This is a genomic window from Planktotalea frisia (assembly GCF_001890925.1).
In the GTDB taxonomy this organism is placed as follows: Bacteria; Pseudomonadota; Alphaproteobacteria; order Rhodobacterales; family Rhodobacteraceae; genus Planktotalea; species Planktotalea frisia.
Window position 1 is genome coordinate 1 of sequence record NZ_MLCB01000132.1, and the last position, 25,243, is coordinate 25,243.

At 53.0% G+C, this 25,243-nt stretch carries 23 protein-coding genes; 11 read left to right on the forward strand and 12 right to left on the reverse strand.

Features of this window, described 5'->3' with window-relative positions; translation table 11 throughout:
- Window positions 1–89: 89 nt before the first annotated feature.
- On the reverse strand, window positions 90–926 hold the full coding sequence (locus PFRI_RS09915) for an AAA family ATPase (protein WP_072630551.1): 837 nt from the start codon (window positions 924–926) through the stop codon (window positions 90–92).
- A gap of 174 nt (window positions 927–1,100) precedes the next feature.
- Here PFRI_RS09915 and dksA point away from each other — a divergent pair, with 174 nt between their 5' ends.
- From dksA to PFRI_RS09950, 7 genes are all read left to right on the forward strand, one after another.
- Window positions 1,101–1,523, forward strand: coding sequence for an RNA polymerase-binding protein DksA (gene dksA / locus PFRI_RS09920; RefSeq protein ID WP_072630584.1), 423 nt, complete (start codon window positions 1,101–1,103; stop codon window positions 1,521–1,523).
- 72 nt (window positions 1,524–1,595) lie between these two features.
- Window positions 1,596–2,777: an FAD-dependent monooxygenase gene (locus PFRI_RS09925; RefSeq protein ID WP_072630552.1), complete on the forward strand. Its 1,182-nt coding sequence runs from the start codon at window positions 1,596–1,598 to the stop codon at window positions 2,775–2,777.
- Window positions 2,778–2,839: 62 nt separating this feature from the next.
- Window positions 2,840–4,057 (forward strand): N-acetylmuramoyl-L-alanine amidase, encoded by a 1,218-nt coding sequence (locus tag PFRI_RS09930; RefSeq protein ID WP_072630553.1) that lies wholly within the window; start codon window positions 2,840–2,842, stop codon window positions 4,055–4,057.
- A 117-nt stretch (window positions 4,058–4,174) separates the two neighbouring features.
- The gene (locus PFRI_RS09935) at window positions 4,175–6,733 is read left to right on the forward strand and encodes a penicillin-binding protein 1A (RefSeq protein WP_072630585.1); all 2,559 of its coding nucleotides are present in this window, start codon (window positions 4,175–4,177) and stop codon (window positions 6,731–6,733) included.
- Between the two features lie 72 nt (window positions 6,734–6,805).
- Window positions 6,806–7,933 (forward strand): peptide chain release factor 2, encoded by a 1,128-nt coding sequence (prfB, locus tag PFRI_RS09940; RefSeq protein WP_072630554.1) that lies wholly within the window; start codon window positions 6,806–6,808, stop codon window positions 7,931–7,933.
- Between the two features lie 21 nt (window positions 7,934–7,954).
- Window positions 7,955–9,379, forward strand: coding sequence for an amidase (locus PFRI_RS09945; RefSeq protein WP_072630555.1), 1,425 nt, complete (start codon window positions 7,955–7,957; stop codon window positions 9,377–9,379).
- An 87-nt stretch (window positions 9,380–9,466) separates the two neighbouring features.
- Window positions 9,467–10,204 (forward strand): DUF2189 domain-containing protein, encoded by a 738-nt coding sequence (locus PFRI_RS09950; RefSeq protein ID WP_245812337.1) that lies wholly within the window; start codon window positions 9,467–9,469, stop codon window positions 10,202–10,204.
- Here the strand turns inward: PFRI_RS09950 and PFRI_RS09955 are convergent.
- From PFRI_RS09955 to PFRI_RS09965, 3 genes are all read right to left on the reverse strand, one after another.
- A complete protein-coding gene (locus PFRI_RS09955; protein WP_072630557.1) occupies window positions 10,201–10,413 on the reverse strand; it encodes a hypothetical protein in 213 nt (70 codons plus the stop codon). The two genes, PFRI_RS09950 and PFRI_RS09955, sit on opposite strands and share 4 nt — an antisense overlap.
- Complete coding sequence (locus PFRI_RS09960) at window positions 10,410–11,570, reverse strand: aromatic ring-hydroxylating oxygenase subunit alpha (protein ID WP_072630558.1); 1,161 nt, start codon at window positions 11,568–11,570, stop codon at window positions 10,410–10,412. Before PFRI_RS09960 ends, PFRI_RS09955 begins: the two co-directional genes overlap by 4 nt.
- Window positions 11,571–11,670: 100 nt before the next feature.
- Complete coding sequence (locus tag PFRI_RS09965) at window positions 11,671–12,468, reverse strand: helix-turn-helix domain-containing protein (RefSeq protein ID WP_072630559.1); 798 nt, start codon at window positions 12,466–12,468, stop codon at window positions 11,671–11,673.
- Window positions 12,469–12,685: 217 nt separating this feature from the next.
- On the opposite strand from PFRI_RS09965, the gene PFRI_RS09970 reads away from it, so the two are divergent.
- Window positions 12,686–13,042, forward strand: coding sequence for a S1 domain-containing protein (locus PFRI_RS09970; RefSeq protein WP_072630560.1), 357 nt, complete (start codon window positions 12,686–12,688; stop codon window positions 13,040–13,042).
- Window positions 13,043–13,074: 32 nt separating this feature from the next.
- Here the strand turns inward: PFRI_RS09970 and ilvN are convergent, their stop codons facing one another.
- From ilvN to PFRI_RS09995, 5 genes are all read right to left on the reverse strand, one after another.
- On the reverse strand, window positions 13,075–13,635 hold the full coding sequence (gene ilvN, locus PFRI_RS09975; RefSeq protein WP_072630561.1) for an acetolactate synthase small subunit: 561 nt from the start codon (window positions 13,633–13,635) through the stop codon (window positions 13,075–13,077).
- A 66-nt stretch (window positions 13,636–13,701) separates the two neighbouring features.
- Window positions 13,702–15,456 carry an acetolactate synthase 3 large subunit gene (locus PFRI_RS09980; protein WP_072630562.1) on the reverse strand — a complete coding sequence of 585 codons (1,755 nt, stop codon included), beginning with the start codon at window positions 15,454–15,456 and terminating at the stop codon, window positions 13,702–13,704.
- A gap of 326 nt (window positions 15,457–15,782) precedes the next feature.
- On the reverse strand, window positions 15,783–16,328 hold the full coding sequence (locus PFRI_RS09985) for a pseudouridine synthase (protein WP_072630563.1): 546 nt from the start codon (window positions 16,326–16,328) through the stop codon (window positions 15,783–15,785).
- The gene (locus PFRI_RS09990; RefSeq protein ID WP_072630564.1) at window positions 16,325–16,966 is read right to left on the reverse strand and encodes a response regulator transcription factor; all 642 of its coding nucleotides are present in this window, start codon (window positions 16,964–16,966) and stop codon (window positions 16,325–16,327) included. The genes PFRI_RS09985 and PFRI_RS09990 overlap by 4 nt, the downstream gene beginning before the upstream one ends.
- Entirely contained in the window at window positions 16,963–18,405 is a 1,443-nt protein-coding gene (locus PFRI_RS09995; protein WP_072630565.1) for a cache domain-containing protein, read from the reverse strand. The genes PFRI_RS09990 and PFRI_RS09995 overlap by 4 nt, the downstream gene beginning before the upstream one ends.
- Before the next feature lie 264 nt (window positions 18,406–18,669).
- Here PFRI_RS09995 and PFRI_RS10000 point away from each other — a divergent pair, with 264 nt between their 5' ends.
- From PFRI_RS10000 to PFRI_RS10010, 3 genes are all read left to right on the forward strand, one after another.
- A complete protein-coding gene (locus PFRI_RS10000) occupies window positions 18,670–19,758 on the forward strand; it encodes a TRAP transporter substrate-binding protein (RefSeq protein ID WP_072630566.1) in 1,089 nt (362 codons plus the stop codon).
- 125 nt (window positions 19,759–19,883) lie between these two features.
- Window positions 19,884–20,810 (forward strand): TRAP transporter small permease subunit, encoded by a 927-nt coding sequence (locus tag PFRI_RS10005; protein WP_072630567.1) that lies wholly within the window; start codon window positions 19,884–19,886, stop codon window positions 20,808–20,810.
- Window positions 20,810–23,164: a TRAP transporter large permease gene (locus PFRI_RS10010; RefSeq protein WP_072630568.1), complete on the forward strand. Its 2,355-nt coding sequence runs from the start codon at window positions 20,810–20,812 to the stop codon at window positions 23,162–23,164. Before PFRI_RS10005 ends, PFRI_RS10010 begins: the two co-directional genes overlap by 1 nt.
- A gap of 105 nt (window positions 23,165–23,269) precedes the next feature.
- Here PFRI_RS10010 and PFRI_RS10015 read toward each other — a convergent pair whose 3' ends face one another.
- From PFRI_RS10015 to PFRI_RS10025, 3 genes are all read right to left on the reverse strand, one after another.
- Window positions 23,270–24,094, reverse strand: a complete 825-nt coding sequence (locus PFRI_RS10015) for an arginyltransferase (protein ID WP_072630569.1) — start codon at window positions 24,092–24,094, stop codon at window positions 23,270–23,272.
- Window positions 24,095–24,178: 84 nt separating this feature from the next.
- A complete protein-coding gene (locus tag PFRI_RS10020; protein WP_072630570.1) occupies window positions 24,179–24,619 on the reverse strand; it encodes an RDD family protein in 441 nt (146 codons plus the stop codon).
- Window positions 24,620–24,697: 78 nt separating this feature from the next.
- Window positions 24,698–25,150, reverse strand: a complete 453-nt coding sequence (locus PFRI_RS10025) for a DUF2852 domain-containing protein (protein WP_072630571.1) — start codon at window positions 25,148–25,150, stop codon at window positions 24,698–24,700.
- Between the last annotated feature and the right edge of the window lie 93 nt (window positions 25,151–25,243).

Here is a 25,243-nt window from a genome sequence, read left to right on the forward strand (position 1 = left end):
CGGATCATGCGGTTAGCTGAATCGTTCTACGGTCAGACGTCAACCCGTCAAAAGTCGGGTGCTCGAGGACTCTGTGTATAACAACTTTTTCAGCCGCGACGGGCCATGAAGGCCAACCGTTCAAACAAATGTACATCCTGTTCGTTTTTGAGCAATGCGCCGTGCAATTTTGGAAGCGCACTCGCGCCGTCACGTTTTAGATCTTCGGGTGTAAGATCCTCTGCCAAAAGCAGTTTCAACCAGTCGAGCACTTCAGAAGTGGATGGCTTTTTCTTGAGACCTTGTTGCTCTCTTATATCATAAAACTGCGTCAAAGCGGTGGTGAGCAAGGCTTCTTTGATGCCGGGGTGATGGACTTCAACGATCTTGCGCATGACGTCAGGCTCAGGAAAGCGGATGTAGTGAAAGAAGCAGCGTCGCAGGAACGCATCTGGCAGCTCTTTTTCATTGTTGGATGTGATGATCACAATGGGGCGATTTTCCGCTTTGATGGTCGCGCCGGTCTCATAAACATAGAACTCCATGCGATCGAGTTCTTGCAGCAAGTCATTTGGAAATTCGATGTCGGCTTTGTCGATTTCGTCGATCAGCAAAACGACTTTCTCGCCCGCTTCAAACGCTTCCCACAACTTGCCCTTGCGTATGTAGTTCGCCACATCATGAACACGTTCTTCGCCGAGTTGGCTATCACGCAGACGGCTGACTGCATCGTACTCATAAAGACCTTGCTGTGCTTTAGTCGTCGATTTGATGTTCCACTCGATCATCCGCAAGCCAAGGCCTGTCGCAACTTGCCGCGCAAGTTCGGTTTTACCTGTACCGGGCTCGCCCTTAACCAAAAGGGGCCGTTCCAAAGTCACAGCCGCATTCACCGCGATTGTGAGGTCGTCTGTAGCCACGTAGTCCTGCGTTCCGTTGAATTTCATCTGTGCTCTTTCCCTAAACCAATGAATTGAGTCACCTTATAGCGCACAAAATATCGCCGCAATGTGAGTTTATTCGGTAGTGACAACACTGCTCCCTTAGGGTAAATCGCGCCCAACGTAGCCAGAAATCAAAGGAATTTACCCATGGATGATGGCCGCAAGGGGAACGACGACATGAAAGCTGAAGTATTTTTGCCGGATGACTATCGTCCGGCCGAAGATGAACCATTTATGAACGAACGGCAGACAGAGTATTTTCGCAAAAAATTGACAGATTGGCGCGATGAATTGCTCTCTGATGGACGCGACACTATCGAGACTTTGCAAGACGGGACACGCAATATTCCTGACGTGATCGACCGATCTAGCGAAGAAACGGACCGCTCGCTTGAACTGCGAACACGTGATCGCCAGCGTAAATTAGTGGCCAAGATTGATTCTGCGTTGCGCCGGATCGACGACGGTGAGTTTGGCTATTGCATTGTAACGGGTGACCCAATTTCCTTGAAACGCCTTGATGCGCGCCCGATCGCAACCATGAGCCTTGAGGCGCAAGAGCGTCACGAGCGCCGCGAGAAGGTGCATCGCGACGACTAATCGCAGGCATATCGTTGAATTCTAGAACGCCGGGGCTTTCGCTTCGGCGTTTTTATTTGCACATGTTAATGTATGGATAAGCATCTAAGCATAAGTGTCGTGGGTGGTGGGATCGGCGGTCTCGCTGTCGCGACTGCGCTCGCTCAAAGTGGCATGCAGGTAACTGTAATTGAGCAAGCCGCGCAAATTGCGGAAGTTGGGGCAGGGCTGCAGGTTAGCCCCAACGGTCTACGGGTGTTGCGCGCGCTCGGGTTGGAAGAGCGACTGAGCCAGCATTCAAGCCAAGGGCAGGCTGTGAGCTTGCGAAGAGCTGAAAGCGACTATGAAGTTGCGCGGCTTGATTTGAACAGACTGCCAAACGATCAGCGATATCATTTCGTACACCGCGCTGATTTGATTGACTTGTTATACACGGCGGCGCTCGACGCGGGTGTCGCGGTGAAGCTTGCACAGAGCGTTGTTGCGATCGAGCCGGGGGTGCCTGCAACCGTGCGTTTTGCGGATGGAACGTCGAACCGAAGCGATCTGGTGATTGATGCGGGCGGGTTACACAGCGTCCTGCGAGGTTCATTGAATTCAAAGACAGAGCCGTTTTTTACGGGCCAAGTTGCTTGGCGCGCTCTGGTTTCGAATGTCGATAACCGTCAGCGTGATGTGCAGGTTCACATGGCTCCGCGCAGCCATATTGTGAGCTACCCATTGCGCGGCGGTGAAATGGTGAACCTTGTTGCGGTGCAGGAACGTAGCGAATGGAGCGATGAAGGTTGGTCACACCGCGATGATCCTGACAACCTACGTGCTGTGTTCAATGGTGCCGCGCCAAGCGTGCGAAAAATGCTTGAGCGCGTCGAGGACGTTAATCTTTGGGGGCTCTTTCGCCATCCTGTCGCGGATCATTGGTACGGGCAAGCGTGTGTCCTGCTTGGTGACGCGGCGCATCCGACGCTTCCTTTTCTGGCGCAAGGCGCGAATATGGCTTTGGAAGACGCTTGGGCGCTTTGCGCTTGTTTACTGCGCACGCCTGATTTGAATTCGGCCTTGCTGCACTATGAAACAATCCGAAAGCCGCGCGTGCGCAAAGTGATCGAAGCGGCGAACAACAACGCGTGGCGCTATCATCTACCGCGTGGACCTGTGCGCTTGGCCGCTCATATGGCGCTTGGGCTGGGCAGTCGCATCGCACCCAGTGTTATGCTCAAGCAATTTGATTGGCTTTACGGCTACGATATCACGTCTGCGTTTGATCAAAATTAACGGTTCCGTGTCACGCTTGCTGCGCCTATAGTATTTTCATGAAATGAGCCGGAAACAGGCCGATGATAAGAGTAGTGATTTTTGCCCTTTGGGCACTTTTGGGTGCCGTTGCGACTGCATATGCGCAGCCGTTCACAGCACTTGCGCGTCTCGATGTCAGCGAAAGTCAAATAACAACTCAAGGCGGGGCATTTCAGGTTAACCTAAGTTTAAGCCAGGGCGTGCCATACCGCGTCTACACCTTGACCGAGCCTGCGCGTCTCGTACTTGATTTTCGCGAAATTGATTATACTGGTGTCGACGCCAAGTCGTTGTTACCGCAAAGTAATTCCAACGCACTACGTTTCGGAGCCGTGCGCCCTGGCTGGTCTCGTTTGGTGCTTGATCTACCAAAGCCGCAAATCGTTGCGCATGCGGGGCTTCGCGTTGATGCAAGCTCTGGCGTCGCGCTATTAAGCATCGCGATGCAGCTCGCGGATATGGATGAATTTGAACAAAAATCCGGTGCGCCGAGCGATCCTGAATGGGACAGGCTAAAGCCAAGCGTGTCGCAGAGCAAAGCGCAAGTGAAAGCCGACGCGCTCACAATTGTGCTGGATCCCGGTCATGGGGGAATTGATCCTGGTGCAGTGAGCGGGGGGATAACTGAAGCAGATTTGATGTTTGTGCTTGCGCAGGAAGTCCGTGATGCGTTGCTGCGCTCTGGGGATGTGAATGTGGTTTTGACACGGGACGGGGACGAGTTCGTCTCGCTCGAAAGACGCGTCAAGATCGCACGCACTGCACAAGCTGATTTATTCGTGTCTTTTCATGCAGATGCCCTTGCCAGCGGGAAAGCGAATGGCGCTGCGGTCTATACACTTTCCAAAGAGGCAAGCGACGCCGCGTCCGCTGCTTTGGCCGAACGTCACAACCGCGCCGATCTGCTCGCAGGCGTTGATTTAAGCGGGCAAGACGATGAAATCGCTGCGATTTTGATGGGTCTGGCACGGCTTGAAAATAAACCGCGTTCAGAAGCACTTGCTCGCGGGATCATTCTCGGGATCAATACTGAGGCGGGGCATACCTATAAACGCCCGATCCAATCAGCTGGTTTTTCAGTGTTGAAAGCGCCGGATATTCCATCCGTGCTGATCGAAGTCGGCTTTTTGTCGAGCAAAGATGATCTCAGCAAGCTGACTGATCCGAAATGGCGTATGAAAATGGTGATCGGCATTCACAACGGCATTCAAGCCTGGCTTTTGAACGATGCAGCCGACGCACAACTAAGACGAAAATGATGAGGCAGACGCAACCAAAGCGCATGCGCAAAAAGCTGCTTATTCCTGCGTGGGATGTGTTTTGACCATTTGGGTCGCGACGCGTATAGACTGCATATAAAAAACGGGGGCCGACACGTGCTCAGAGCAATATTAACATTCTTTGGATCAATTTTTTCCCTTGTGACGATGGGGCTGATGATGGTCGCGCTGACCATCGGTGCGATTTTCTGGATGTATGGCCGCGATCTGCCGAGCCATGAAAGCCTTGCTCAGTATAAACCTCCGACGATTTCGCGGATATATTCAGGCGAAGGGCAGATCATTGACGAATTCGCGAAAGAGCGTCGTTTGTTCGCACCGGCAGATGAAATTCCCGATATGGTCAAGCAAGCTCTGATTTCTGCGGAAGATAAGAATTTCTACACACATGCCGGTTACGATACGCGCGGTATGGCCTCTGCCTTGCGGGACGCTGTGGTGTCGCGTGGGCAAAACGTGCGTGGTGCTTCAACGATTACCCAGCAGGTTATGAAGAACTTTCTGCTGGACGGATCACGTCGCGCCGAACGAAAGATCAAAGAAATCATTCTCGCGACACGCATCGAAGAAACGCTGACCAAGGATGAAATCCTCGAACTCTACATGAACGAGATATTCCTAGGCCAAAACAGCTTTGGTTTTGCGGCGGCGTCACAGACCTATTTCAATAAAACTATGGGTGAACTCGCCCCTCACGAGGCTGCGTTTCTCGCATCTATGCCCAAAGCGCCGAGCCAGTTCCATCCTGTGCGACGTAAAGAGCGTTTGAAGCAACGCCGTGATTTTGTGCTGAAAGAGATGATGGAAAACGGCTATATCACTGATGCCGTTTACCAAAGCGAAGTGCAGCAGCCGCTGCGCTCTGTGCAAAATGGCGACTTTGAAAGCTTTAAATCCGCATTGCCACCGCGTGACTACTTCACTGATGAAATTCGTCGACAATTGAGCCGTGATTTTGGGGAAGGCGAGTTCTTCACCAGTGGCTTGACTGTGCGCGCAACGATCGACCCTGAAATGCAAGCCGAAGCGGCCGATGCGCTGCGTCGCGGCCTTGAGCGGTATGACCGATCCCAAGGGGTTTGGCGCGGAACTGGCAAAAAGATCGCGCGCGAACAACTAAGTAGTGAAGAGGCGTGGCGCGCAGCGTTGAGCGATGTGAATATTGCGCGTGATATCACGCTTGAGAATAAATGGCATCCAGCCGTGGTTCTGGAGGTCGGATCGAACGAGGCTCGCGTAGGTCTTGAAGGTGTGCAAGAGGATGGCGACGGACACTGGATCCCTGCAAAGGATGTCCAGTGGGCGCGCAAGCGTTTGGCTGACGGCAAGCTTGGTCGAAAAGCTCAAGTCGCCGGTGATTTGCTAGAGGTTGGCGACGTTTTGCACGTGGGCAAAATGACCGCTGATGACAATGGTGCGTTCATTCGTTGGACCATCCGTCAAGTGCCCGAAGTGCAGGGCGGTTTTATGGCGATGGACGTGAACTCTGGTCGCGTTATTGCGATGCAGGGCGGTTTTTCTTACCAACATTCGGTCTTTAACCGTGCCACTCAGGCGCAGCGCCAGCCAGGGTCCAGTTTCAAACCTTTTGTTTACGCGTCTGCGCTAGATAGCGGTTACACACCTGCAACGATTGTTGTGGATGCGCCGATTGAGATTAACACGCCGCAAGGTTTGTGGCGGCCACGAAACGCTTCCAAAACCTTCTATGGCCCGACGCCTTTGCGAACGGGTATTGAACGCTCGCGTAACTTGATGACGATCCGTCTCGCGAAAGAGGTGGGTATGGATACGGTTGGCAGCTACGCTGAAAAATTTGGCGTGTACGAAAAAGGTGATTTTTTGCGTGTTCTTGCGAACTCGCTTGGATCACAAGAAACGACTTTGTTCAAAATGGTTGCAGCCTACGCGATGTTCGCAAACGGCGGCGAGCGTGTGGAACCTACGCTGGTGGACCGAGTGCAGGATCGATACGGCAAAACTGTCTATAAACATGACGAGCGAATTTGCACCGATTGTAATGACCCCGCGATCGCCCCGACACGTAGCCCACGGATCGTGTCTGACCGTGAAAGAGTGATGAATGCGGTAACTGCTTACCAGCTCACATCCATGATGCGCGGCGTGGTTGAGCGTGGAACTGCGTCCAAAACAGTTAACCTTGGTGTGCCGACAGCGGGAAAGACGGGTACAACAAACGACGCTAAAGATGTTTGGTTTGTTGGGTTCACCAACAGGATCGTTGCAGGTTGCTACATTGGCTACGATACGCCGCGCAGCCTTGGGCAAGGCGCGTCGGGTGGCGGCATGTGTGGGCCTGTTTTCAACCAGTTTATGAAAAAAGCGACAAAGAAATACGGCGCGAGCAAGTTCCGCGTGCCTGAGGGCTGTCAGTTCATCAAAATTGATCGCTTTTCTGGTGCGCGTTTGTCTGGTGGAGCGTCTGGCGACAACGTCGTGAATGAATGTTTCCGTGAGGGCGAAGAGCCAATCTTTGGTGTCTCGTTTGACGGTGGTTTCGCGATGGGGAGCAACCTGTCGCTCATCCGTCCGGATGGCCAAGTTGCACGTCAGGTGACGACATCGACGGGCAAGAAAGCGGGGGTGGGTCCAAGGGCAACTTTTGGAACTTTGAGTTCGGGCGGGCTTTACTAATTGCAGCAACCCTTGTGAGTGGCAGAGCGCTGGTTTATCACGTTTTTGTAAGCCACTTAGACGGGATGTCCCATGCGCGCAGACGCTCAGAACACGGTTGAAGAGATTGAAAAATCTTTGGAGTTGCTTAAGCAGCGACTTGATTGGGAGACGGCTGAATTCCGTCTCGAAGAGTTTAATGCGCGTGTAGAAGATCCAGACCTTTGGAATGATGCTGACGCAGCACAAAAACTGATGCGCGAACGGCAAACTTTGGTTGATGCGATGGGCGTTTATACATCCATAAAGCAAGAATTATCCGACAATATTGAATTGATTGAACTCGGCGAAATGGAAGACGATGAAGAGGTCGTCACCGAAGCAGAGCAAGCACTGAAAGCGCTTGCGACAAAAGCAGGCGAGAAAGAGCTTGAAGCATTGCTCGATGGTGAAGCCGACAGCAACGACACGTTTCTTGAGATCAATTCTGGCGCGGGGGGCACGGAAAGCTGCGATTGGGCGTCAATGCTCGCGCGTATGTACGTGCGTTGGGCCGAGAAGCGCGGTTATAAAGTCGAGTTGCAATCCGAAAGTGCGGGCGAAGAGGCGGGCATCAAATCCGCCGCGTACAAGATTTCTGGGCACAATGCTTATGGCTGGTTGAAGTCTGAAAGTGGCGTGCATCGGTTGGTGCGTATTTCGCCTTTCGACAGTGCTGCCAAGCGGCATACGTCGTTCACATCGGTGAAGGTCTATCCTGTCGTTGATGATAACATCGAGATCGAAGTAAACCCGTCCGATATTCGGATCGACACCTATCGTTCTTCGGGTGCGGGCGGTCAGCACGTCAACACCACAGACTCTGCCGTTCGTATCACCCACGCACCGACTGGAATTGTCGTGACCTCATCCGAGAAATCACAGCACCAGAACCGCGATATCGCGATGAAAGCTTTGAAATCGCGCCTTTACCAGATCGAGCTGGATAAACGTTCCGCACTGGTGAACGAGGCGCATGAGAATGCTGGCGACGCGGGTTGGGGCAATCAAATTCGATCTTATGTTTTGCAGCCCTATCAAATGGTTAAAGACTTGCGCACCAATCACGAAACCTCTGACACCAAGGGTGTTTTGGACGGTGATCTTGATGGCTTCATGGGTGCCACATTGGCGATGAACGTATCGGGCAAGAGCCGTGCGGAGGCGCAGGGCGAGGACTAATGTCGCTTGGGAGGGCGCAATATGAGCGATATTCTAGATCAGAGCGCCGGTGATCTCGCCAGCAAAATAGCACGAAAAGAACTAAGCAGCGTCGAGTTGATTCAAGCGTCACTAGATCGCATCGATCAGGTGAATGGCACGGTCAATGCGATCGTGTCGCCGCGCGCGCGAGAGGCTTGTTTGGCCGATGCGAAAGCTGCTGATGCAAGCGATATCAAAGGTCGGCTTCATGGCTTGCCGGTCGCGATCAAAGATCTCGCTAATGCACAAGGGCTGCATACGTCGATGGGCTCTCCTATCTTCAATGGCAATATTGCGCAGACTGATGATTTGTTTGTTGCGCGCATGAAGTCGGCTGGTGCGATTGTTATTGGCAAAACCAACACGCCAGAGTTTGGCCTTGGCTCGCATACATTTAACCCTGTGCATGGCACGACTGTTAACCCATATGATCCGAGCAAATCGGCAGGCGGATCGTCGGGAGGGGCGGCAGCCGCGTTGGCAACAGGTATGATCGCGCTTGCAGATGGCTCTGACATGATGGGCAGCCTGCGCAATCCGGCGGCTTGGAATAACGTCTATGGTTTGAGACCGACCTACGGTCTCGTGCCGCTTGATATGCCCGGCGATATGTTTTCGCATCAACTGGCTGTAGCGGGTCCAATGGGGCGTACTCCGCGCGATGTGGCGCTGCTTTTGGATGTACAAGCTGGCTTTGATGCGCGCCACCCCCATAGCTTTGAGCAATCAGTTGCGGGCGATCAATTAGACAGCGATATCAAAGGGATGCGCTTTGGGTGGCTTGGTGATTGGGGCGGCGCTTACGCGATGGATGCGGGCGTGTTGGACACCTGTCAGAATGCGTTAAAGCAATTCGAAGCCCTCGGTGCAAACGTGGAAAAAGTCGCGCCGCCATTCCCAGCGGAGCAGATTTGGGAGGCTTGGGTAAAGCTGCGTGCGTGGGCGAATGCAGGCGGTAAGCTGGCGCTTTATGAGAATCCTGAGACGCGCGCGCTGCTTAAAGAGGATGCAATCTGGGAGATCGAAACAGGCATGGCGCTTAGCGCGATGGAGGTTCACAAAATGAGCAACATCCGCACGCAATGGTTTACCAAACTGAACGCGCTGTTTACCCAATTTGATGCGCTGATATTGCCCTCCGCACAGGTTTGGCCATTCCCGCAAGAGTGGACAAGCCCACGCGAAATCGCGGGGCGCAGCATGGATACTTACCATCGTTGGATGGAAGTTGTTGTGCCCGCCAGCCTTGTCGGTGTGCCTGCGCTTAACATTCCAGCAGGCTTTGGTGAGGGTGGTTTGCCGATGGGGATGCAGGTCATTGGACCGCGCCATAGCGATGCGAAATTGCTGAAAATTGGCGCGCGCTGGCATGACGCTTGTGATTTCAAACTGTGCAAACCGGACTTAGATGTGCTTAACTCGTAAGTGAAACGCTTGCGAAGTTAGCAAAACGAAGGAAAGCAAATGCCTCTTTCGCCCGTCCACGGGGTTCCAAAATTTAGACCTGTTCAGATGTCAGACTTTAAAATTTCCATGTCAAAAGGGTGGCAGGATTTTAGAGCGCATCCGAGATATGGGCTGTTATTCGCGGGTTTTTATGTGCTCGTCGGCCTGTTGATGGCGTGGATCACGATTAAAACCCACACGACTTACTGGTTGGTTCTAGCGGCGATCGGCTTTCCTTTGCTTGGCCCCTTTGCTGCGGCTGGTCTGTATGAAGTGAGCCGTCGCACAGAGCACAGGATGGCGATGACGGATCCGAGCATCTTCGGCGTCGTATGGCAGCAAAGTAAGCGACAGTTGCCATCGCTTTGCTCCATCATTGTGTTCATCTTTTTGTTCTGGTTTTTCATCGGTCATATGATCTTTGCCCTGTTTTTAGGGCTTTCTAAAATGACCAATATTCACAGTAGCCTTGAGATATGGCTATCCCCACAAGGGGTGATGATGCTGGCCGTTGGCAGTGCCGTGGGCGCGCTGATCTGTCTATTGCTGTTCATGATTACGGTGTTTGCGTTACCTCTGATGCTTGAACGCGAAGTGGATTTCGTGACGGCGATGATCACCAGCTTTCAACAAGTACAGGCGAACTTCTTGCCGATGTTTGGCTGGGGTATATTCATAGCTATGCTTTTGTTTGTGTCCATGATCCCTGCGTTCTTGGGTATCTTGATCACTCTACCGCTGCTGGGACACGCAAGTTGGCACCTTTATAGTGCAATCCGCATTGCGCCAGAAGAGACAGCTTAAGCCTCGCGACCCATCTCTTTGAGCGTTGCATGCAAAAGGGGCGCATCAGCATGCCCTAGTTCCAGGGCAAATATATAAGCATGGGTTAGATAAAAACCTGCCGCATCGTCCGTATTGCTTGTTTTAGCGGCCTCTTGGTAGAGCGCGACGAGGGCAGGGCGATCATCGTCCTCGTGCGCCTTGAGCAATTGCGCATCAAGCGTGTTCATTCAGCTGCTTGAGCCTGCGCGCGGTGATTTTCGATCTTGCCCGCGACCCAAGCGTGAAAACAATGCGTGGGGCTATCCATCACCGCTGAGAAGCGACCGCCGTCGAAATCTTGTGCATGTCGACCCTTTTGCATGCCTTGCACGACAAAAATATCTTCCTCAAAGACCAGTTTCCATTGTTGTGTATTCGCGGCGCGCATCGCGTCATCGGTCTCGGGGGTGGCGTAGTACAGATGAATGTTCTCGACGGTTTTGCCTTCGGATTCTGGGATTAAGATGATCGCAAAAGCATGGTCTCGGTGCACACCAAGCAGCACGTTTGGATAGGCACTGATATATTCCGCGGCTTCATTCCATTTTGCGCCGACGCCTTCGAAGTCCTCAAACACTTGTCCCTCTGCGCCTTTGAGTTGGCGGTATACTAAGGTGCCTTGGCCCGAAAACAGATCTGGCTCTTCAATGTGATAGTGATCCTCAAGGCGCGAATAGCTGTTCAAGCCCGGATGTACCCAAGGCAGGTGATAACTCTCGCAATAGTTCTCGACGGCGAGCTTCCAGTTGCAGTCGACTTTGAGCTGAAATTGGCTGTCTGCGCCGCCATGGAAAAGCGGTTTGTCGAATTCTGCCCAGCGTTTAATGAGTTCTGCATTTTCTTCTTCAAAGGGCAGGGCTTTGCCGTCGATGTTGATCCAGATGACGTTGCGCCAGATGTGACTGCGCACTTCGATCAGCCCAAGCAAATCGCGATCGATGCTGGCATGGGTGTTTTGTCCGGGGCCACCAACATGAGGTGTGCTAACAAGGCGACCATCTGTGCCGTAGCACCAGCTATGATAAGGGCAGCGAATTGCCCCTTCAATTTTGCGCGGCTCTTCCACAAGGATCATGCCGCGATGACGACATATGTTCTGAAAGACGCGTACGGTCTCATTCTTGTCACGCACGATCAAAAGGGGCATGCCAAGGAAAGTAATCGGAACCGCATCGCCAGCCTCAGGTACATCCGCTGTGACACCAAGACCCGCCCATGAGGAAAACAACACGGCGTGTTTTTCTTCCTCAAAGACTGCCGGATCGATGTAGTGCGGATTGGGGAGTCCTTGCGCTTCGCTAACAGGGCGACGGACGGCGGATAGATCTGTGATGTGAGCGGTCATGTGCAAAGCCTCCCTAAAGCGATGAGACCAGCATAGGATGCAAAGCTATTGTCACATGCTCAACAGCGACCTCAACTTTTCTCACTGCGACGATATCGGTTTAGGCAAACGGTTCATCAACGCGCAACAAGCGTTGGTGATAGATCGGCAAGTCATCAAACTCGCAAAATCCGGCACCACGGGCTGTTTGCAAAATCTGCTTGGTCGAGGGGCCAAGGTGTTCATAAACGATCCGTGTGACACGGTTGCTGTTGATCGACTCATTCACGGTTCGTGTCGAATAGCCTTGCCAAAAGTTTCGATCAAAGGAGGCGACGGGGCTTATGAAATTGAAGGTAAAGGTCAACGCATTGCGCCGTGACACCATTGCAGTGAAACCGCCTTCTATCTTTTGTACATAGCCTTTGAACTGGCGCATCTCTGGGCTCATGGGCAAACTTTGCGCCCTTAGGGATTGTAACGCCTCGGAGCCTTTCAAAAAGGTCCATCCATCCTTGCGATAGATCATCAGCAGAGCTGTGATGTAACGCTCTGGGAACATAAAGCTTTGGCGTGACAGTTTATAAAAGCCACTTGGTAGCTCGTCTTCGCTTACCAAGGTTTGCTTTACAGCGGTAAACGCGCTGATCTCTGGATGGCTCATAAGGTCGCTGGAAGGGGCGGTGATGCTGCTCATAGGGTCAGTCAAAATGCGAGTGTCTGTATTGAAGAAGTTGCAGATCCGAGAAAGCATATCAGGACGTGGATAACTCTCGCCATTCAAGTAGCGATTGAACTGGGCTCGGTTGATATTGAGTTGCCGACAGACTTCGGACACGGATGGATGATCAGCGCACAACAACCTGAGGTTTTTGCCAAATTGCGCGCGAATAGCGACCGACTTCATTGTCTTGTCCATACTTGCCACTCGCTCGCGAATCTATGGCTCATCCAAATGTAATGAAGCCTAAAAGCTAAAATAATGCCTAATTTATACAAATCCGGTCAAGCCAGACTCATTTTTGAGTCAGTGTTATCAAAAGTGACCACAAATTGCACCCGTACGATGCTGCGTTTTACCTAGCGTTAACGGTTTTGTCAGGCATACTTATGATGAGTTTGTAGGAGAGAGCAATATGCTTGGGGTTGTAATCTGGACTGATGCTGATGACAGCAAAGCAATTATCAGGTGTGAAGACCATGGCGAGCTTGCATTTCTATCTCAACCCGCAAAGGTTGAGTCGGGCGCTGAGAAATTGGATCAGGGTGACTTGATCCAATTTGATCTTGAAGAGCACCGCAATCTTCGCATGGCGCATAATCCGCGCAAGATTGAACAGCAGTATTGTGGTGATATCAAAGCGGTGATGGAGTCCGCGGTTAAAGTACAAGCAGAGGCTATGCCAAATTTGCCACCTAAGAATTCAAAACTGCTGAATTTTACCCGTGCCAAGCAACGAAATACGCTTGGGTCTGTTGGCAGCGCTGCATAGCCAAGATGCAACGCTGCTTTCTGTATGCGCCGTTATGCGCCGCGTGACAGGGCTGCCACGCCTGTGCGTGCGAGTTCGCTTAGGCCCAAGGGCCGCATAAGGTCTGCAAACGCATCGATTTTTTCGGATGGACCGGTCAGCTCGAACACAAAGCTCTCCAGCGTGCTATCCACAACATTTGCGCGGAAGATATCAGCCAAACGCAGCGCTTCGACGCGCTTGTCGCCAGAGCCTTCGACTTTGAAAAGCGCCAATTCGCGCTCGACCGAAGGTCCATCAACCGTGAGATCGTTCACCTGATGCACAGGCACAATGCGCCCCAGCTGAGCTTTGATCTGCTCGATGACTTGCGGCGTGCCAGTCGTTACAATTGTGATGCGGCTGAGCTTGCCTGAGTGATCAATCTCAGCGACGGTCAGGCTCTCAATGTTGTAGCCACGGCCAGCAAACAGGCCAATCACGCGTGCAAGTACGCCTGCTTCATTATCGACAATCACAGCAAGCGTGTGCTTTTCCTGAACATCAGAGAAATTCGGACGCAGGTTATAGGCTGAATGGCTTGTCGCGCCTTTTTTGATTTTAAGAGGTGACATGGGGTGTCCTTCTTTGGTCTTTATTAGCTTTAGGGGGAGGGGCGATGCACGCCCCTCGGTCCGAATTTATACCAGTACAGAGCCTTTGGCGTCGATCACACCTTGTGTGTCCGCTTCGCCAAGAAGCATCTCATTATGCGCTTTGCCTGACGGGATCATCGGGAAGCAGTTTTCGTGCTTCTCAACGAGGCAGTCGAACAGAACAGGTCCGTCGTGTGTGATCATCTCCATGATCGCGTCATCAAGCGTATCCGGATCAGAGCACAAAATACCCTTCGCTCCAAAAGCTTCCGCCAATTTCACAAAATCGGGCAAAGCGTCGGACCAGCTCTCAGAATAACGCTCACCGTGGAGCAATTCCTGCCACTGACGTACCATGCCCAACCGTTCGTTGTTCAGGATGAACTGCTTAACTGGCAGGCGATACTGCATCGCCGTTCCCAGCTCTTGCATGTTCATAAGCCAGCTCGCTTCGCCAGCGACGTTAATCACCAACGCTTCAGGGTGCGCCATCTGCACGCCGATGGACGCTGGAAAACCATAGCCCATCGTGCCCAAGCCACCAGAGGTCATCCAGCGGTTAGGATCCTCAAAGCCAAGGTATTGCGCAGCCCACATCTGGTGCTGACCAACTTCGGTACAGATGTAGCGATCATGCTTTTTGGTCAGTTCTTCAAGACGCGTGAGGGCGTATTGAGGTTTGATGACCTTGCCTTTTTGCTCGAACTTCAGACAGTCTACTTGGCGCCACTCGTCAATCTGGCCCCACCATTTTTTCACGGCACCAGAGTTGGTTTTGCGCCCACGGGCTTTCCAAACATTGAGCATATCTTCCAGAACATGCCCTACATCACCAACAATCGGCATCTCTACGCGGATCACTTTGTTGATCGAGGATGGATCGATGTCGATATGAGCTTTGCGGCTGTTCGGGCTGAAAGCGTCAAGCACGCCGGTGATGCGGTCGTCAAAGCGCGCACCGATGTTGATCATCAGATCGCAGCCGTGCATCGCCATGTTGGCTTCATACAGCCCGTGCATGCCGAGCATACCCAGCCATTTGTCGCCCGACGCGGGATAACAGCCCAGACCCATCAAGGTGGAGGTGATTGGAAAGCCAGTTGCATCAACCAATTCGCGCAAAAGCTGGCTGGCCGCAGGGCCAGAGTTGATCACGCCGCCGCCAGTGTAAAAGATCGGGCGTTCAGCTTTCTCGATGGCTTCCACCAACTCGTTGATGGTTTCCAGATCACCCTTCACTTGTGGCTGATAATGGCCAAGATCGGCTTTCGCAGGGGGGGTGTATTCATCCGTGGCGAACTGCACGTCCTTTGGGATGTCCACTAGAACAGGGCCGGGGCGACCAGTGGTGGCAACGTGGAACGCTTCGTGCAGCGTGCTCGACAGCTCGGATGTTTCTTTCACCAGCCAGTTATGTTTGGTGCAAGGGCGCGTGATGCCGACGGTGTCCGCTTCTTGAAACGCATCAGAGCCGATCATGAATGTTGGAACCTGACCCGTCAAAACAACAATCGGAATGCTGTCCATCAAAGCGTCGGTCAAACCGGTCACAGCGTTCGTGGCACCGGGGCCGGATGTTACGAGACACACGCCGGGCTTGCCCGTCGAGCGCGCATAGCCTTCTGCGGCATGCACAGCACCCTGCTCGTGTCGCGCCAAAACGTGACGAATGTCATTTTGCTGAAAGATAGCGTCGTAAATCGGTAGGACTGCGCCGCCTGGATATCCAAAGACGGTATCGACGCCCTGATCCTTCAGAGCTTTGATTACCATTTCCGCACCGGTCATTTTCTGGGCCATGCGCCTGTCTCCATATAAAAGGCGTTGTCAATTTTCGTTACACATAAAAAAGCCCCCGTCCAAATGGCGGGGGCGCATGGGTTCCCTCACGGGCTGCCTTTATGGCTCCATGCGCTGTCTTGATAGAATGACGACGACGTCGTTCATTGCTGATCGCTCCTCTTTGCGTCCAAGGACACTATTTGTGTTGAAACAGGCCGTCAACAGCACTTTTGTGAAAAAGTGTCCATTTGAGCGGCTTTTTCTTTCCATTTATTGCGCGCGCAGGGGTGTTTGGCGACATAACGCGGAAATGGGGCGCTATTTTTCAAGAAAAATCGATCACGTCACGCATCTCGCCATGTACCACTTGCGATTCCGTCCAAGCTCCACTCCCCAACGGACCAGCGCACAAGCCGCAAAGTCGGATGTCCGACCGCGGCCGTCATTCGGCGTACTTGTCGGTTGCGACCTTCGCGGATCGTAAGTTTGATCCAGCAGTCGGGCACGGATTTACGATAGCGCACGGGGGGATCGCGTTCCCAGAGTTCAGGCGGATCAATAGGCGCGACCTCGGCAGGGCGGGTCTTGCCGTCTTTTAAGTCAATGCCATCGCGCAGAGACTGCAGAGCCGCCTCGTCAGGAATGCGTTCGACCAACACCAAATAGGTCTTCGGTTTCTTAAACTTTGGGTCGGCGATTTGCGCTTGTAGCCGTCCATCACCTGTTAGCACCAGCAGCCCTTCGCTATCGCGATCCAATCGGCCAGCAGGATAAACCTCTGGAACGTCAACATAACTAGAAAGGGTCGGGCGCTTGGATCCTTCGAGGCCTTTGTCTGTGAACTGAGACAACACGCCGAAAGGTTTGTTCAGCAATATCACGCGGCTCAAAGAAACGCGCCTGTACCTTGCAAGACGCCATGTTCCATCGCGTAGCGCGTTAGACCAGCGGTCGAAGAAATTCCAAGCTTGCGTTTGATGTTTTTGCGATGTGTTTCCACCGTGCGCACCGAGATATCGAGTGCTGCGGCGACTTCTTTATTTGAGCGTCCTTTGGCAAGCTGCAACAGGACAGTTTGTTCGCGCCCCGTTAGCGCCTCGCGCGTTTCTGCGCCGTCATCAGGCACAAGCGACCCTTTCGCGCCTGTGCACATGTAGCGCTGTCCGGTCATTACAGTATCAATCGCTGTTTTGATTTCCTCTGTTGGGACGTCTTTTAGAACATATCCCATCGCACCGTGGCTGAGGGCCGTGCTGATATATTCGGGACTGTCATGCATGCTGAGCACTAAAATCCGCATTTTGGGGTGGGTTTCGAGCAAGATTTCCATCACCGTTAGCCCGTTCATCCCGGGCATATTCAGATCAAGCAGGATCACATCGGGGCTAAGGGACGCGGCATTGTCGATGATCTCTTGGCCAGAGGAATAGGTCGCAACGACTTCGATATCCTCAAAGCTTTCTAGAATGGCACGGATGCCTTCTGCGACCATTGGGTGATCATCAACGATAGCAACGCGTGTGTTCATGAGGGTACGTCCTCTGTTTCTTGCGGTGTTTTGCGGCTGTCTGGTTCTGGGGGCAACATATGGCTGAGTGGTGCGCGTGCTTCAAGAGTGGTGCCTTGACTGCTGCTTATGACAGTAAAGGCGCCGTTGAGCTGCTCCATTCGTTCTTGCATATTGCGAAGCCCGATCCCGCCGCGCGGGGAGGCATCAGCGCGTTTGCGTCCTTCCTCTAAACCTTGGCCGTTGTCTTCAATTGTCAGGACCGCGCCACGGCGATCGCCGCGCAGAGACATCTTAACGTGGCTTGCATCGGCGTGACGTTCGATGTTGGTCAACGCTTCTTGGGCGACCCGGTAGAGGGCAATTTTAGCATCCCCATCTAGACGATTGCGGAACACAACAGTGGAAAACGCACAGGTCATTCCCGTGCGCGCAGTAAAATCGTCAGTGAGCGTTTTCAAAGCGGGACCCAGGCCAAGATCATCGAGCACACCTGGGCGCAGATCGCGACTGATGCTGCGAATTTCTTGGATAGCGCTGGCGAGCCCTTCAATCCCTTGGTCCAGCGTCTTTGGCACTTCGCGTTTGTTCAGTCCAAGCTGGCGGCGGGTCACATCCAAAGCGTAGCGAATACCCACAAGCGTTTGGCTGATCCCGTCATGGAGTTCTCGCGCCACGCGCCCGCGTTCTTCTTCTTGGGCGTCAAACACACGTTGGGTCAGGGCTTTGAGTTTGGTATCGGCCAAACGTCGCTCGCGAATGTTAAGCAAAAGACCCGAGCCAAAGACTGTAAGAAGTGCCGCTAAGGTGATGCCTCCAATGTATAAAAACGTCTTACGTGTGCGTGCTTCTACCTGTGCGCGGCTGGTCGCGACAGTGGCGATCACATCGTCGATAAACACACCCGTGCCGACGGCCCATTGCCAGCTCGGGAAGCTAGTCACATAGGTGATCATCCGTGCGGGTTCACCAGTCGATGGTTTGGGCCAAAGATAGCTGTGATATCCCGCACCGGAGCGCGCGATGCGGATCAACTCATCCACCACAGGGGTGCCTTCGGGATCGCTCAAACCGCTCCAATTACCGTTGATTAGCTGCGTGTCGCGCGGACTGACAAGATTGGTGCCGTCGTATTGATAGACGAAAAAACTGCCCTCATCGCCGTAGATCATCGCCGATAAGATCTGTTTTACTTGTTGCTTGGCGTTCTCATCATCGGGTGGAGCACTGCCATAGATAAAGTAAAACCCGTTGCGCGCTTGGGTGACGTAGTTGCGCAACTCGTCTTTCTTGGCATCAATCAAAGTCTGCTCAAGTGTTGCGATCTCGCGCTCTGCAAGCTGGCGCGATTGGTAGGCGACGATCAAAGAGATCGCCGTAACGGCCAGTATTAGAGGGACCGTGCCGAGCAGGATGAGCTTTTGTTGATAGCTTAAAGAAGGTGAGCGGCGTTTTGTCATGTCACTCTGCTAGCGGCGAATCAAAGGCGAATCAAAGCGAATTGAGCAAGTGATCCAAGTATGATTGGTTTGCCTGATTGTTAAAAAGCTTAAAAAACAGGCTTGTTAGCGCAATCTTTCTCTAAAAATGCGGCTTCCTACGCATTACTTGGTATTCCGCTTCCGCGTATCGCTCGTTAGGGTTTGCTTACTTGAAACGATCCGCGCTGGGAGGGCTGATCAATCTTGCCCTTTTGCGCATCATTACAATTGGGAGGATTCTAAATGGATCGTCGTTCTTTTCTAAAAACATCCGCACTTGGCGGCACGGCTACAGCCGCGGCAACGCTCGCAGCTCCAGCTTACGCACAAGGCAAGCGCGTTTTGACAATGGTTCAGTCTTGGCCACGTGGCTTTGCTGTTCTTGATGACGCAGCAACGTACCTGCAGGAAATGGTTGGCGCTATGTCTGACGGTCAGTTGACCATCGACAAGAAAGCACCAGGCGAGCTAGTTGGCGCGCTTGAAGTGTTCGACGCTGTGTCTTCCGGTCAGGCTGACATGTACCACTCTGCGGACTATTACTTCATCGGTCAGCACCCTGCGTATGCGTATTTCACAGCTGTTCCATTCGGCGGCACAGCACAAGAACTGACAAACTGGTATCACCACGGCGGCGGCCACGAGCTGCACTCCGAGCTGGGCGAGATCTTCAACTTGAAGTCCTTCCTTGCGGGTAACTCCGGTTCACAGTCTGGTGGTTGGTTCCGTAAAGAAATCGGCTCTGCGGCAGACTTCAACGGTTTGAAGTTCCGTATGCCAGGTCTTGGTGGCAAAGTTTTGGGTAAGCTGGGCGCATCTGTTCAGAACATCCCGGGCGGCGAATTGTACCAAGCTCTGTCTTCCGGTGCTTTGGACGGTCTTGAGTGGGTTGGCCCAATGGCTGACGAGCGCGCCGGCTTCCAAGAAGTTGCGAAAGTCTACTACGCGGCTGGCTTCCACGAGCCAGGTTCTGGTTTGACGGCTGGTATGAACCTTGACGTATACAATGACTTGTCCCCACAGCATCAGGCGATCATCTCGAACGCTGCGATGGCGACAACGCATTTGCAGCTGTCTGAGACACTTGCAAACAACGGTGCAGCCCTTGCGCGTCTTCAGTCTCAGGGCGTCAAAGTTCTGCAGTTCTCTGACGATGTTTGGGATGCGTTTGGTAAAGCGTCCGCAGAAGTCATGGACGAGAACATGGGCGACGAAATCTTCGCGAAGACACGTAAGTCTTTCGAAGAGTCCATGGCAGCGTCTTCTTCCTGGATCGGTAAGTCTGACGGCTTCTATGTCGCACAGCGTGATCGCGTTCTGGGCAACGGCTAAACCTTTGCCAACATAATAGAGGGCGGGCTTTTGCATATGCGCGAAGGCCCGCTCTCATTCTAAATCAAAACGAGCGGCGCAGACTAAAAGAGCGCAGCCTTTGACGACACAGTAGGGGGATAGCAATGGACGACGAAGCATCTCGCGGAGCACTCGCAGCGATTGCTGATTTCGTGCTCTGGTTCATTCAGAGCATCGGAATGGCATTTTACAACTTCGGTTATGCCGTTACGCATCCAGCCAGCTGGCTGGATTGGTCAAACAGCCAATCCATGATGCGGTTCATCTACTATGGTGGCTCGCAAGAATTCTTCTTTGTTGTGTTTACAGCATTCCTGATCCTGACCGCCGTCGGCATGTGGCGCAATTCTATCATGTGGGGCACCGTGCGTTTCCTTGAGGGAATGGCGAACACTGTTGGGCGCTTCTTTGCGTGGGCAGGTCTTTTGATGGTGATCCAACAGATCGTTATCGTCTTTATGCAGCGTATCTTCACGCGCCCTGATATCTCATTCGGCTTTGGTATCCCGCTGCAGTTCGACATAAGCTGGTTCGCGGAAGAACTAAAGCTTTACAACGCCTTAGTTGTTTGTCTTTGCGTAACCTACACTTTCGTTCAAGGCAGTCACGTGCGCGTCGACCTTTTCTATTCCGCGGTAAAGTACCGGTCCAAAAAAGTCATCGACATGGTCGGATCCATCATCTTCATGATGCCGAGCGCGATCCTGATCTGGATGTATGGTTGGTATTTCATGTGGCGCCACCTTGTAACGCCGAAGGTTTCAGCGTCTGACAGCATCGATCTGTTGATGCGCAAGTCCAAGCTGCTCAAGTGGAACGTGGAAACCATTGGTTTCTCACCCAACGGATTTACCGCTTATTTCCTCTTCAAGATCTTGCTCGTGACTTTCGCAGCACTCGTCTTCTTGCAGGCCGTCGCGTTCTTCTACCGCTCATACCTTGAGTGGAAAGAGGGACCTGAAAGCGAGGGCAAGTACCTCGACAAAGACACGCTCGGTGAGGGCGAAGAAGCTTATGAGGGGACACACTAATGTTCTTCGGTTTAGATGGCGTTGAAGTCGGCCTGATTATTGTAGCCCTTTGCCTTTTTGGCGGGATCCTGTCGGGCTTTCCAGTTGCGTTTGCAATTGGTGGTGCGGGCGTAATATCCTTTGTTATCATCGCGATGCTCGATGGGGCAGGGTTGCTTATTCACCAAGCGATCGACAAAGGGTCGGTGATGTATTCCGATCTGGTCAATTCCGGGGTCAAACCCGAGGCCATATCGATCTTCCGATACCCTGACTTACCGCGCATGGAAGAAGCAGTGTTTCCGCGCGGCTGGGAATTCGCACTTGATCGCAACGTTTCGTTCATTGTGAACCGTATGAACGAGCGTGTTCTTGCGGGCCAGTCTATCGAAACACTCCTCGCGGTTTTGATGTTCGTCCTTATGGGCATCACGCTTGAACGCTCCAAGATCGCGAATGATTTGCTTACAACCATGGCCAAGGTTTTCGGACCGCTGCCAGGTGGTTTGGCCGTGTCTGTTGTTGTGGTTGGTGCGTTCCTAGCAGCCTCTACGGGTATCGTAGGTGCAACGGTTGTGACCATGGGCTTGCTCAGTTTGCCGACGATGTTGCGCAACAATTACTCGCCTGAGATTGCCACAGGGGTCATCGCGGCCTCTGGTACGTTGGGGCAAATCATTCCACCTTCCATCGTTATTGTTCTACTCGGAACGCTTGCTGGCGATCTCTACTCTTCGGCGCAAGAAGCGCGCGCGATTGAAGCGGGCTGTACGGATGCTTTGACCTACTTAGGCCAACCTGCCGTTCTGTCGGTTGGGACACTTTTCCAAGCCGCACTTTTGCCGGGAATCTTGCTTGCTCTGCTCTATGCGCTCTATGCTTTTGGCTATGCGCTGGTGAATCCATCCAAGGCCCCAGCGGTTGAAATGGGCTCTGGCAACGGCGAAGTCATCACGCGTTCAGAGGGCTTCACGTGGTTCCTTGGTGTTCCCATCGCATTGATCGCTGGTCTGATGTTGATGAGCAACCTCAACATCGTCGGCAGCCAAAGCATACAAGTGGATAGCTATTCTGACATCGGACAAAGCGCGAGCTTGCGTACGAATGTGGGCGAGGATTGCCAAGTTTCGATGATTGAACTTCACGGCCAAGAAGCTTGGGATTCTGCCATCACACAATCGGCCGAGATCGAAGCCGCAGGTGGCGTCGCAGAAAGCGTGAAACTCACCGAAGAAGAGCTGGCAACAGCGATTGCCGCGAAAGAAGCAGCAGCAGCGCCAATAGGGACAGGTATCGCGATCCTTGCGGTCATCCTTGCTCTGGTTCTGACGACTGCGCGCGGTGTGCGCCCAAGCGCGGATCACCGTCCGATTTACATCGGATTGATTGGTGTTGTGTTGGGGCTGTTGGTGGACATCTTGTTCATCAGCCCTTCGACCAGCCCGGGTGTGACGGTTGTTTTGATGCTCATCCCTTGGGTGATCGCGATCTATGGCTGTACCCATGCGGCACTGATGCTGGCCAAGAACGAACTGTTGCGCGTGGTTTTCCCGCCGCTCATTCTGATTGTTGCTGTGCTTGGTTCTATCCTAGGGGGCATCACCAACCCAACGCCTGCGGCGGCTCTTGGTGCAGGGGGTGCGATCATGCTGGCGGCCTATCGTCGTCTGCGTGATGAGGACAAGTCAGGTAAGGTTGTCATCTTCTCCACCTTTGCGGTGATCTTGATGATCCTGATTGGCGTGAACTTCGATCTGCGCGTGAACCAAGGCAGCCCAAGCTTTGAGACATGGGTCGCGTTCGGTTTTGCCTATACGGCTTGGCTCTATGCGTTCTTTGGTTTGCTCTTCTCGTGCTATGTTCTTTACCGCGCTGGCATCCTGCCACCGGTGGTGCGTGAAACGGCGAAGGTCACGAGCATGGTCTTCACCATTCTCATTGGTTCTCAGGTTTTGAACCTTGTGGTGATTTCGTTTGGTGGAGAGCACTATATCCAACAGTTCTTGCGCAGCTTTGACAACGAGCTGACGGTCTTCTTGATCGTGATGCTGGTGCTTTTCGTGCTGGGTTTCGTACTCGACTTCCTAGAGATCATCTACATCGTGATCCCCATCGTCGGCCCTGTGATTTATGGCGGCACATTCGACCCGAAGTGGGTAACGATCATGATTGCGGTGAATTTGCAGACATCGTTCCTGACCCCGCCCTTTGGCTTCGCGCTGTTCTACTTGCGCGGCGTTGCACCCAAAGAGGTCACGACAGGTCATATCTATCGCGGTGTTGCACCCTTCGTTTTGATCCAAGTTGCGGGTTTGGGACTTCTATGGATGTTCCCCGCGATTGTTACGATCGTTCCGGACCTGATCCCGAATTGATCTGAGCGATCTTTGTGAAAAAGAGAAAAGCGAGGCTCACGAGCCTCGCTTTTTTTGTCTTCGACGAAAGTTTATTTGGAAAGATGAAGGGGAGGGGGTGCGTCTTTACTCGGACACAGCTTTGTTGCCATCGGGGAGCGAGATATTGGCGACCTGCTCGGCGATGGGGGCGGTGGAGAGCGGATGTAGCGTTGGTTCAAATTCCGCAGGGTCGCGCATGGGATTCCATGTGTTTTGGCTGAAAACTTCGAGCCCTGTGAAGCTGGCTTTGTAGCCCATCTTGGGACTGCCAGGCACCCAATAGCCTAAGTAAACATATGGCAGACCAGCGTTGCGCGCGATCTCGATATGATCAAGGATGATATGCGTGCCAAGTGATTGGCGCGGCACGTCGGGCGTGTAAAACGAATACACCATGCTGAGACCATCATCGAGCACATCCATAAGGCACACGGCCTCAAGTTCGGATGTGTCTTGATGAGCGTATTCGATAACACGCGAGCGTATTGGCGTTTCCTCGATCATTGCGGCGAACTCGAACACATCCATATCGACCATTCCGCCGGTCGCATGGCGCGATTCCAGATAGCTGCGAAACAGTGCGTATTGCTCTTCGGTGGCCCAAGGAGATGTCGCGCGTCGTTCAAGATGAGCATTGCGGCGCAGGGTGCGTTTTTGGCTTTTGCTAAGCGTGAATTTTGACACATCAATGCGCGCAGACAGACAAGCCGCACAATCGGCGCAAGTCGGACGGTAGAGCACATTTTGCGAGCGTCTAAACCCTTGCTTGGACAATGCGTTGTTCAGAGTATCCGCGCCGTCGCCTTGCAATGCTGTGAACAGTTTTCGCTCCATCCGACCCTCAAGATAAGGGCAGGGCTGCGGTGCAGTCACGTAGAACTGCGGGGCAACGGGAAGCGAGTGGCGCATGAGTGAATTTTATCCTTCATGCGCAGGCTAGCATTCAATTTACTCAGGGGCCAAGCCCCGAATTTGACAAACTGTGATCAGGGCTTAGCGACGATTGATCATCACACAACCTAGCGCGAGGTCCGTCAGGCTTTGGCCGCGTGCGGAGCCGATCATCATCACGACAGACACGACCTGTATCAAGAAGAACGCGATAGAAATCGAGTAGCCCAGAGTGTGCAGCAGCGCTTTGGTGAAATCAAAGCGTTCGCCGTTCTCATCGCGCAGCTCGATCGACATGATCCGCATGCCCCAAGTCGCGGAGGAGGAGGCGATGGTCAGGGTGCGGTAAGCGAATCCGATAAGCATAACGAGTACGGGAAAAAAGAATATGCCGATGAATGCGGTAAAAGGGATAACCAAAAGCGCAAGCACAACCGTGAATGCCACATCAATGATCCAAGCGATCAAGCGTTTGCTTGGCACGGACGCGTAAAACTGCGGGGCGCGGATGGGGTCGGGTTGATTGGCGAAACTCTGGGTCATGGTCCTACTGTCGTTTAATGTTTATTTGGTGGGCCACCCACTCACAAGGGCGGCCCACAGTTTGTTCAAAGAGCATGCTTATGCGTCTTCTTTTTCATCCGCCTTGGAGGAAGCCGCGGCACTGGCGCTGGCACGGTCGTCCATAAACTCGTCGAACTCAGCTTTATCCTTGGCATCACGCAAGCGCTGCAAGAAGTCTTCAAAGCTGTGTTGCTCATCTTCTAGACGGCGCAGAGTGTCGGCTTTGTACGCATCAAAGGCATTGTTGCCAGAGGGGCGCATTGCAGAGAACCCGTGACGGGCAGAGGATCCATGACGGCCATAAGAGCCACGGTGATGACGACTAAACATACGTTTACTCCAGATCATGTAAAACAGAAGGGCGAGACCGACGGGCCAGACGAAGGTAAAGCCGAGGACCATGGCTGCGATCCATGCGCCCTTACCTTTACTGTCGAGCCAAGCCTCAGAACGAGCGAACCAGCCGCTGGGTTCATTTGTATAAGTCGGCGCTTGGGCAAGGGTGGACATGATGTACTCCTGTTTGTTGCGTTAATGTGAATGTCTTTCACATTGAATAAGACGGTGACAAACGAGCCCGGCGCAAGGTTAAATGTGAATGTT

Excerpts from the sequence above, each read along its gene's own strand:
- PFRI_RS09915 (WP_072630551.1), bottom strand. The coding sequence starts at position 926 with ATGAAATTCAACGGAACGCAGGACTACGTGGCTACAGACGACCTCACA.
- dksA (WP_072630584.1), top strand. The coding sequence starts at position 1,101 with ATGAAAGCTGAAGTATTTTTGCCGGATGACTATCGTCCGGCCGAAGAT.
- PFRI_RS09925 (WP_072630552.1), top strand. The coding sequence starts at position 1,596 with ATGGATAAGCATCTAAGCATAAGTGTCGTGGGTGGTGGGATCGGCGGT.
- PFRI_RS09930 (WP_072630553.1), top strand. The coding sequence starts at position 2,840 with ATGATAAGAGTAGTGATTTTTGCCCTTTGGGCACTTTTGGGTGCCGTT.
- prfB (WP_072630554.1), top strand. The coding sequence starts at position 6,806 with ATGCGCGCAGACGCTCAGAACACGGTTGAAGAGATTGAAAAATCTTTG.
- PFRI_RS09945 (WP_072630555.1), top strand. The coding sequence starts at position 7,955 with ATGAGCGATATTCTAGATCAGAGCGCCGGTGATCTCGCCAGCAAAATA.
- PFRI_RS09950 (WP_245812337.1), top strand. The coding sequence starts at position 9,467 with ATGTCAGACTTTAAAATTTCCATGTCAAAAGGGTGGCAGGATTTTAGA.
- PFRI_RS09955 (WP_072630557.1), bottom strand. The coding sequence starts at position 10,413 with ATGAACACGCTTGATGCGCAATTGCTCAAGGCGCACGAGGACGATGAT.
- PFRI_RS09960 (WP_072630558.1), bottom strand. The coding sequence starts at position 11,570 with ATGACCGCTCACATCACAGATCTATCCGCCGTCCGTCGCCCTGTTAGC.
- PFRI_RS09965 (WP_072630559.1), bottom strand. The coding sequence starts at position 12,468 with ATGGACAAGACAATGAAGTCGGTCGCTATTCGCGCGCAATTTGGCAAA.
- PFRI_RS09970 (WP_072630560.1), top strand. The coding sequence starts at position 12,686 with ATGCTTGGGGTTGTAATCTGGACTGATGCTGATGACAGCAAAGCAATT.
- ilvN (WP_072630561.1), bottom strand. The coding sequence starts at position 13,635 with ATGTCACCTCTTAAAATCAAAAAAGGCGCGACAAGCCATTCAGCCTAT.
- PFRI_RS09980 (WP_072630562.1), bottom strand. The coding sequence starts at position 15,456 with ATGGCCCAGAAAATGACCGGTGCGGAAATGGTAATCAAAGCTCTGAAG.
- PFRI_RS09990 (WP_072630564.1), bottom strand. The coding sequence starts at position 16,966 with ATGAACACACGCGTTGCTATCGTTGATGATCACCCAATGGTCGCAGAA.
- PFRI_RS09995 (WP_072630565.1), bottom strand. The coding sequence starts at position 18,405 with ATGACAAAACGCCGCTCACCTTCTTTAAGCTATCAACAAAAGCTCATC.
- PFRI_RS10000 (WP_072630566.1), top strand. The coding sequence starts at position 18,670 with ATGGATCGTCGTTCTTTTCTAAAAACATCCGCACTTGGCGGCACGGCT.
- PFRI_RS10005 (WP_072630567.1), top strand. The coding sequence starts at position 19,884 with ATGGACGACGAAGCATCTCGCGGAGCACTCGCAGCGATTGCTGATTTC.
- PFRI_RS10010 (WP_072630568.1), top strand. The coding sequence starts at position 20,810 with ATGTTCTTCGGTTTAGATGGCGTTGAAGTCGGCCTGATTATTGTAGCC.
- PFRI_RS10015 (WP_072630569.1), bottom strand. The coding sequence starts at position 24,094 with ATGCGCCACTCGCTTCCCGTTGCCCCGCAGTTCTACGTGACTGCACCG.
- PFRI_RS10020 (WP_072630570.1), bottom strand. The coding sequence starts at position 24,619 with ATGACCCAGAGTTTCGCCAATCAACCCGACCCCATCCGCGCCCCGCAG.
- PFRI_RS10025 (WP_072630571.1), bottom strand. The coding sequence starts at position 25,150 with ATGTCCACCCTTGCCCAAGCGCCGACTTATACAAATGAACCCAGCGGC.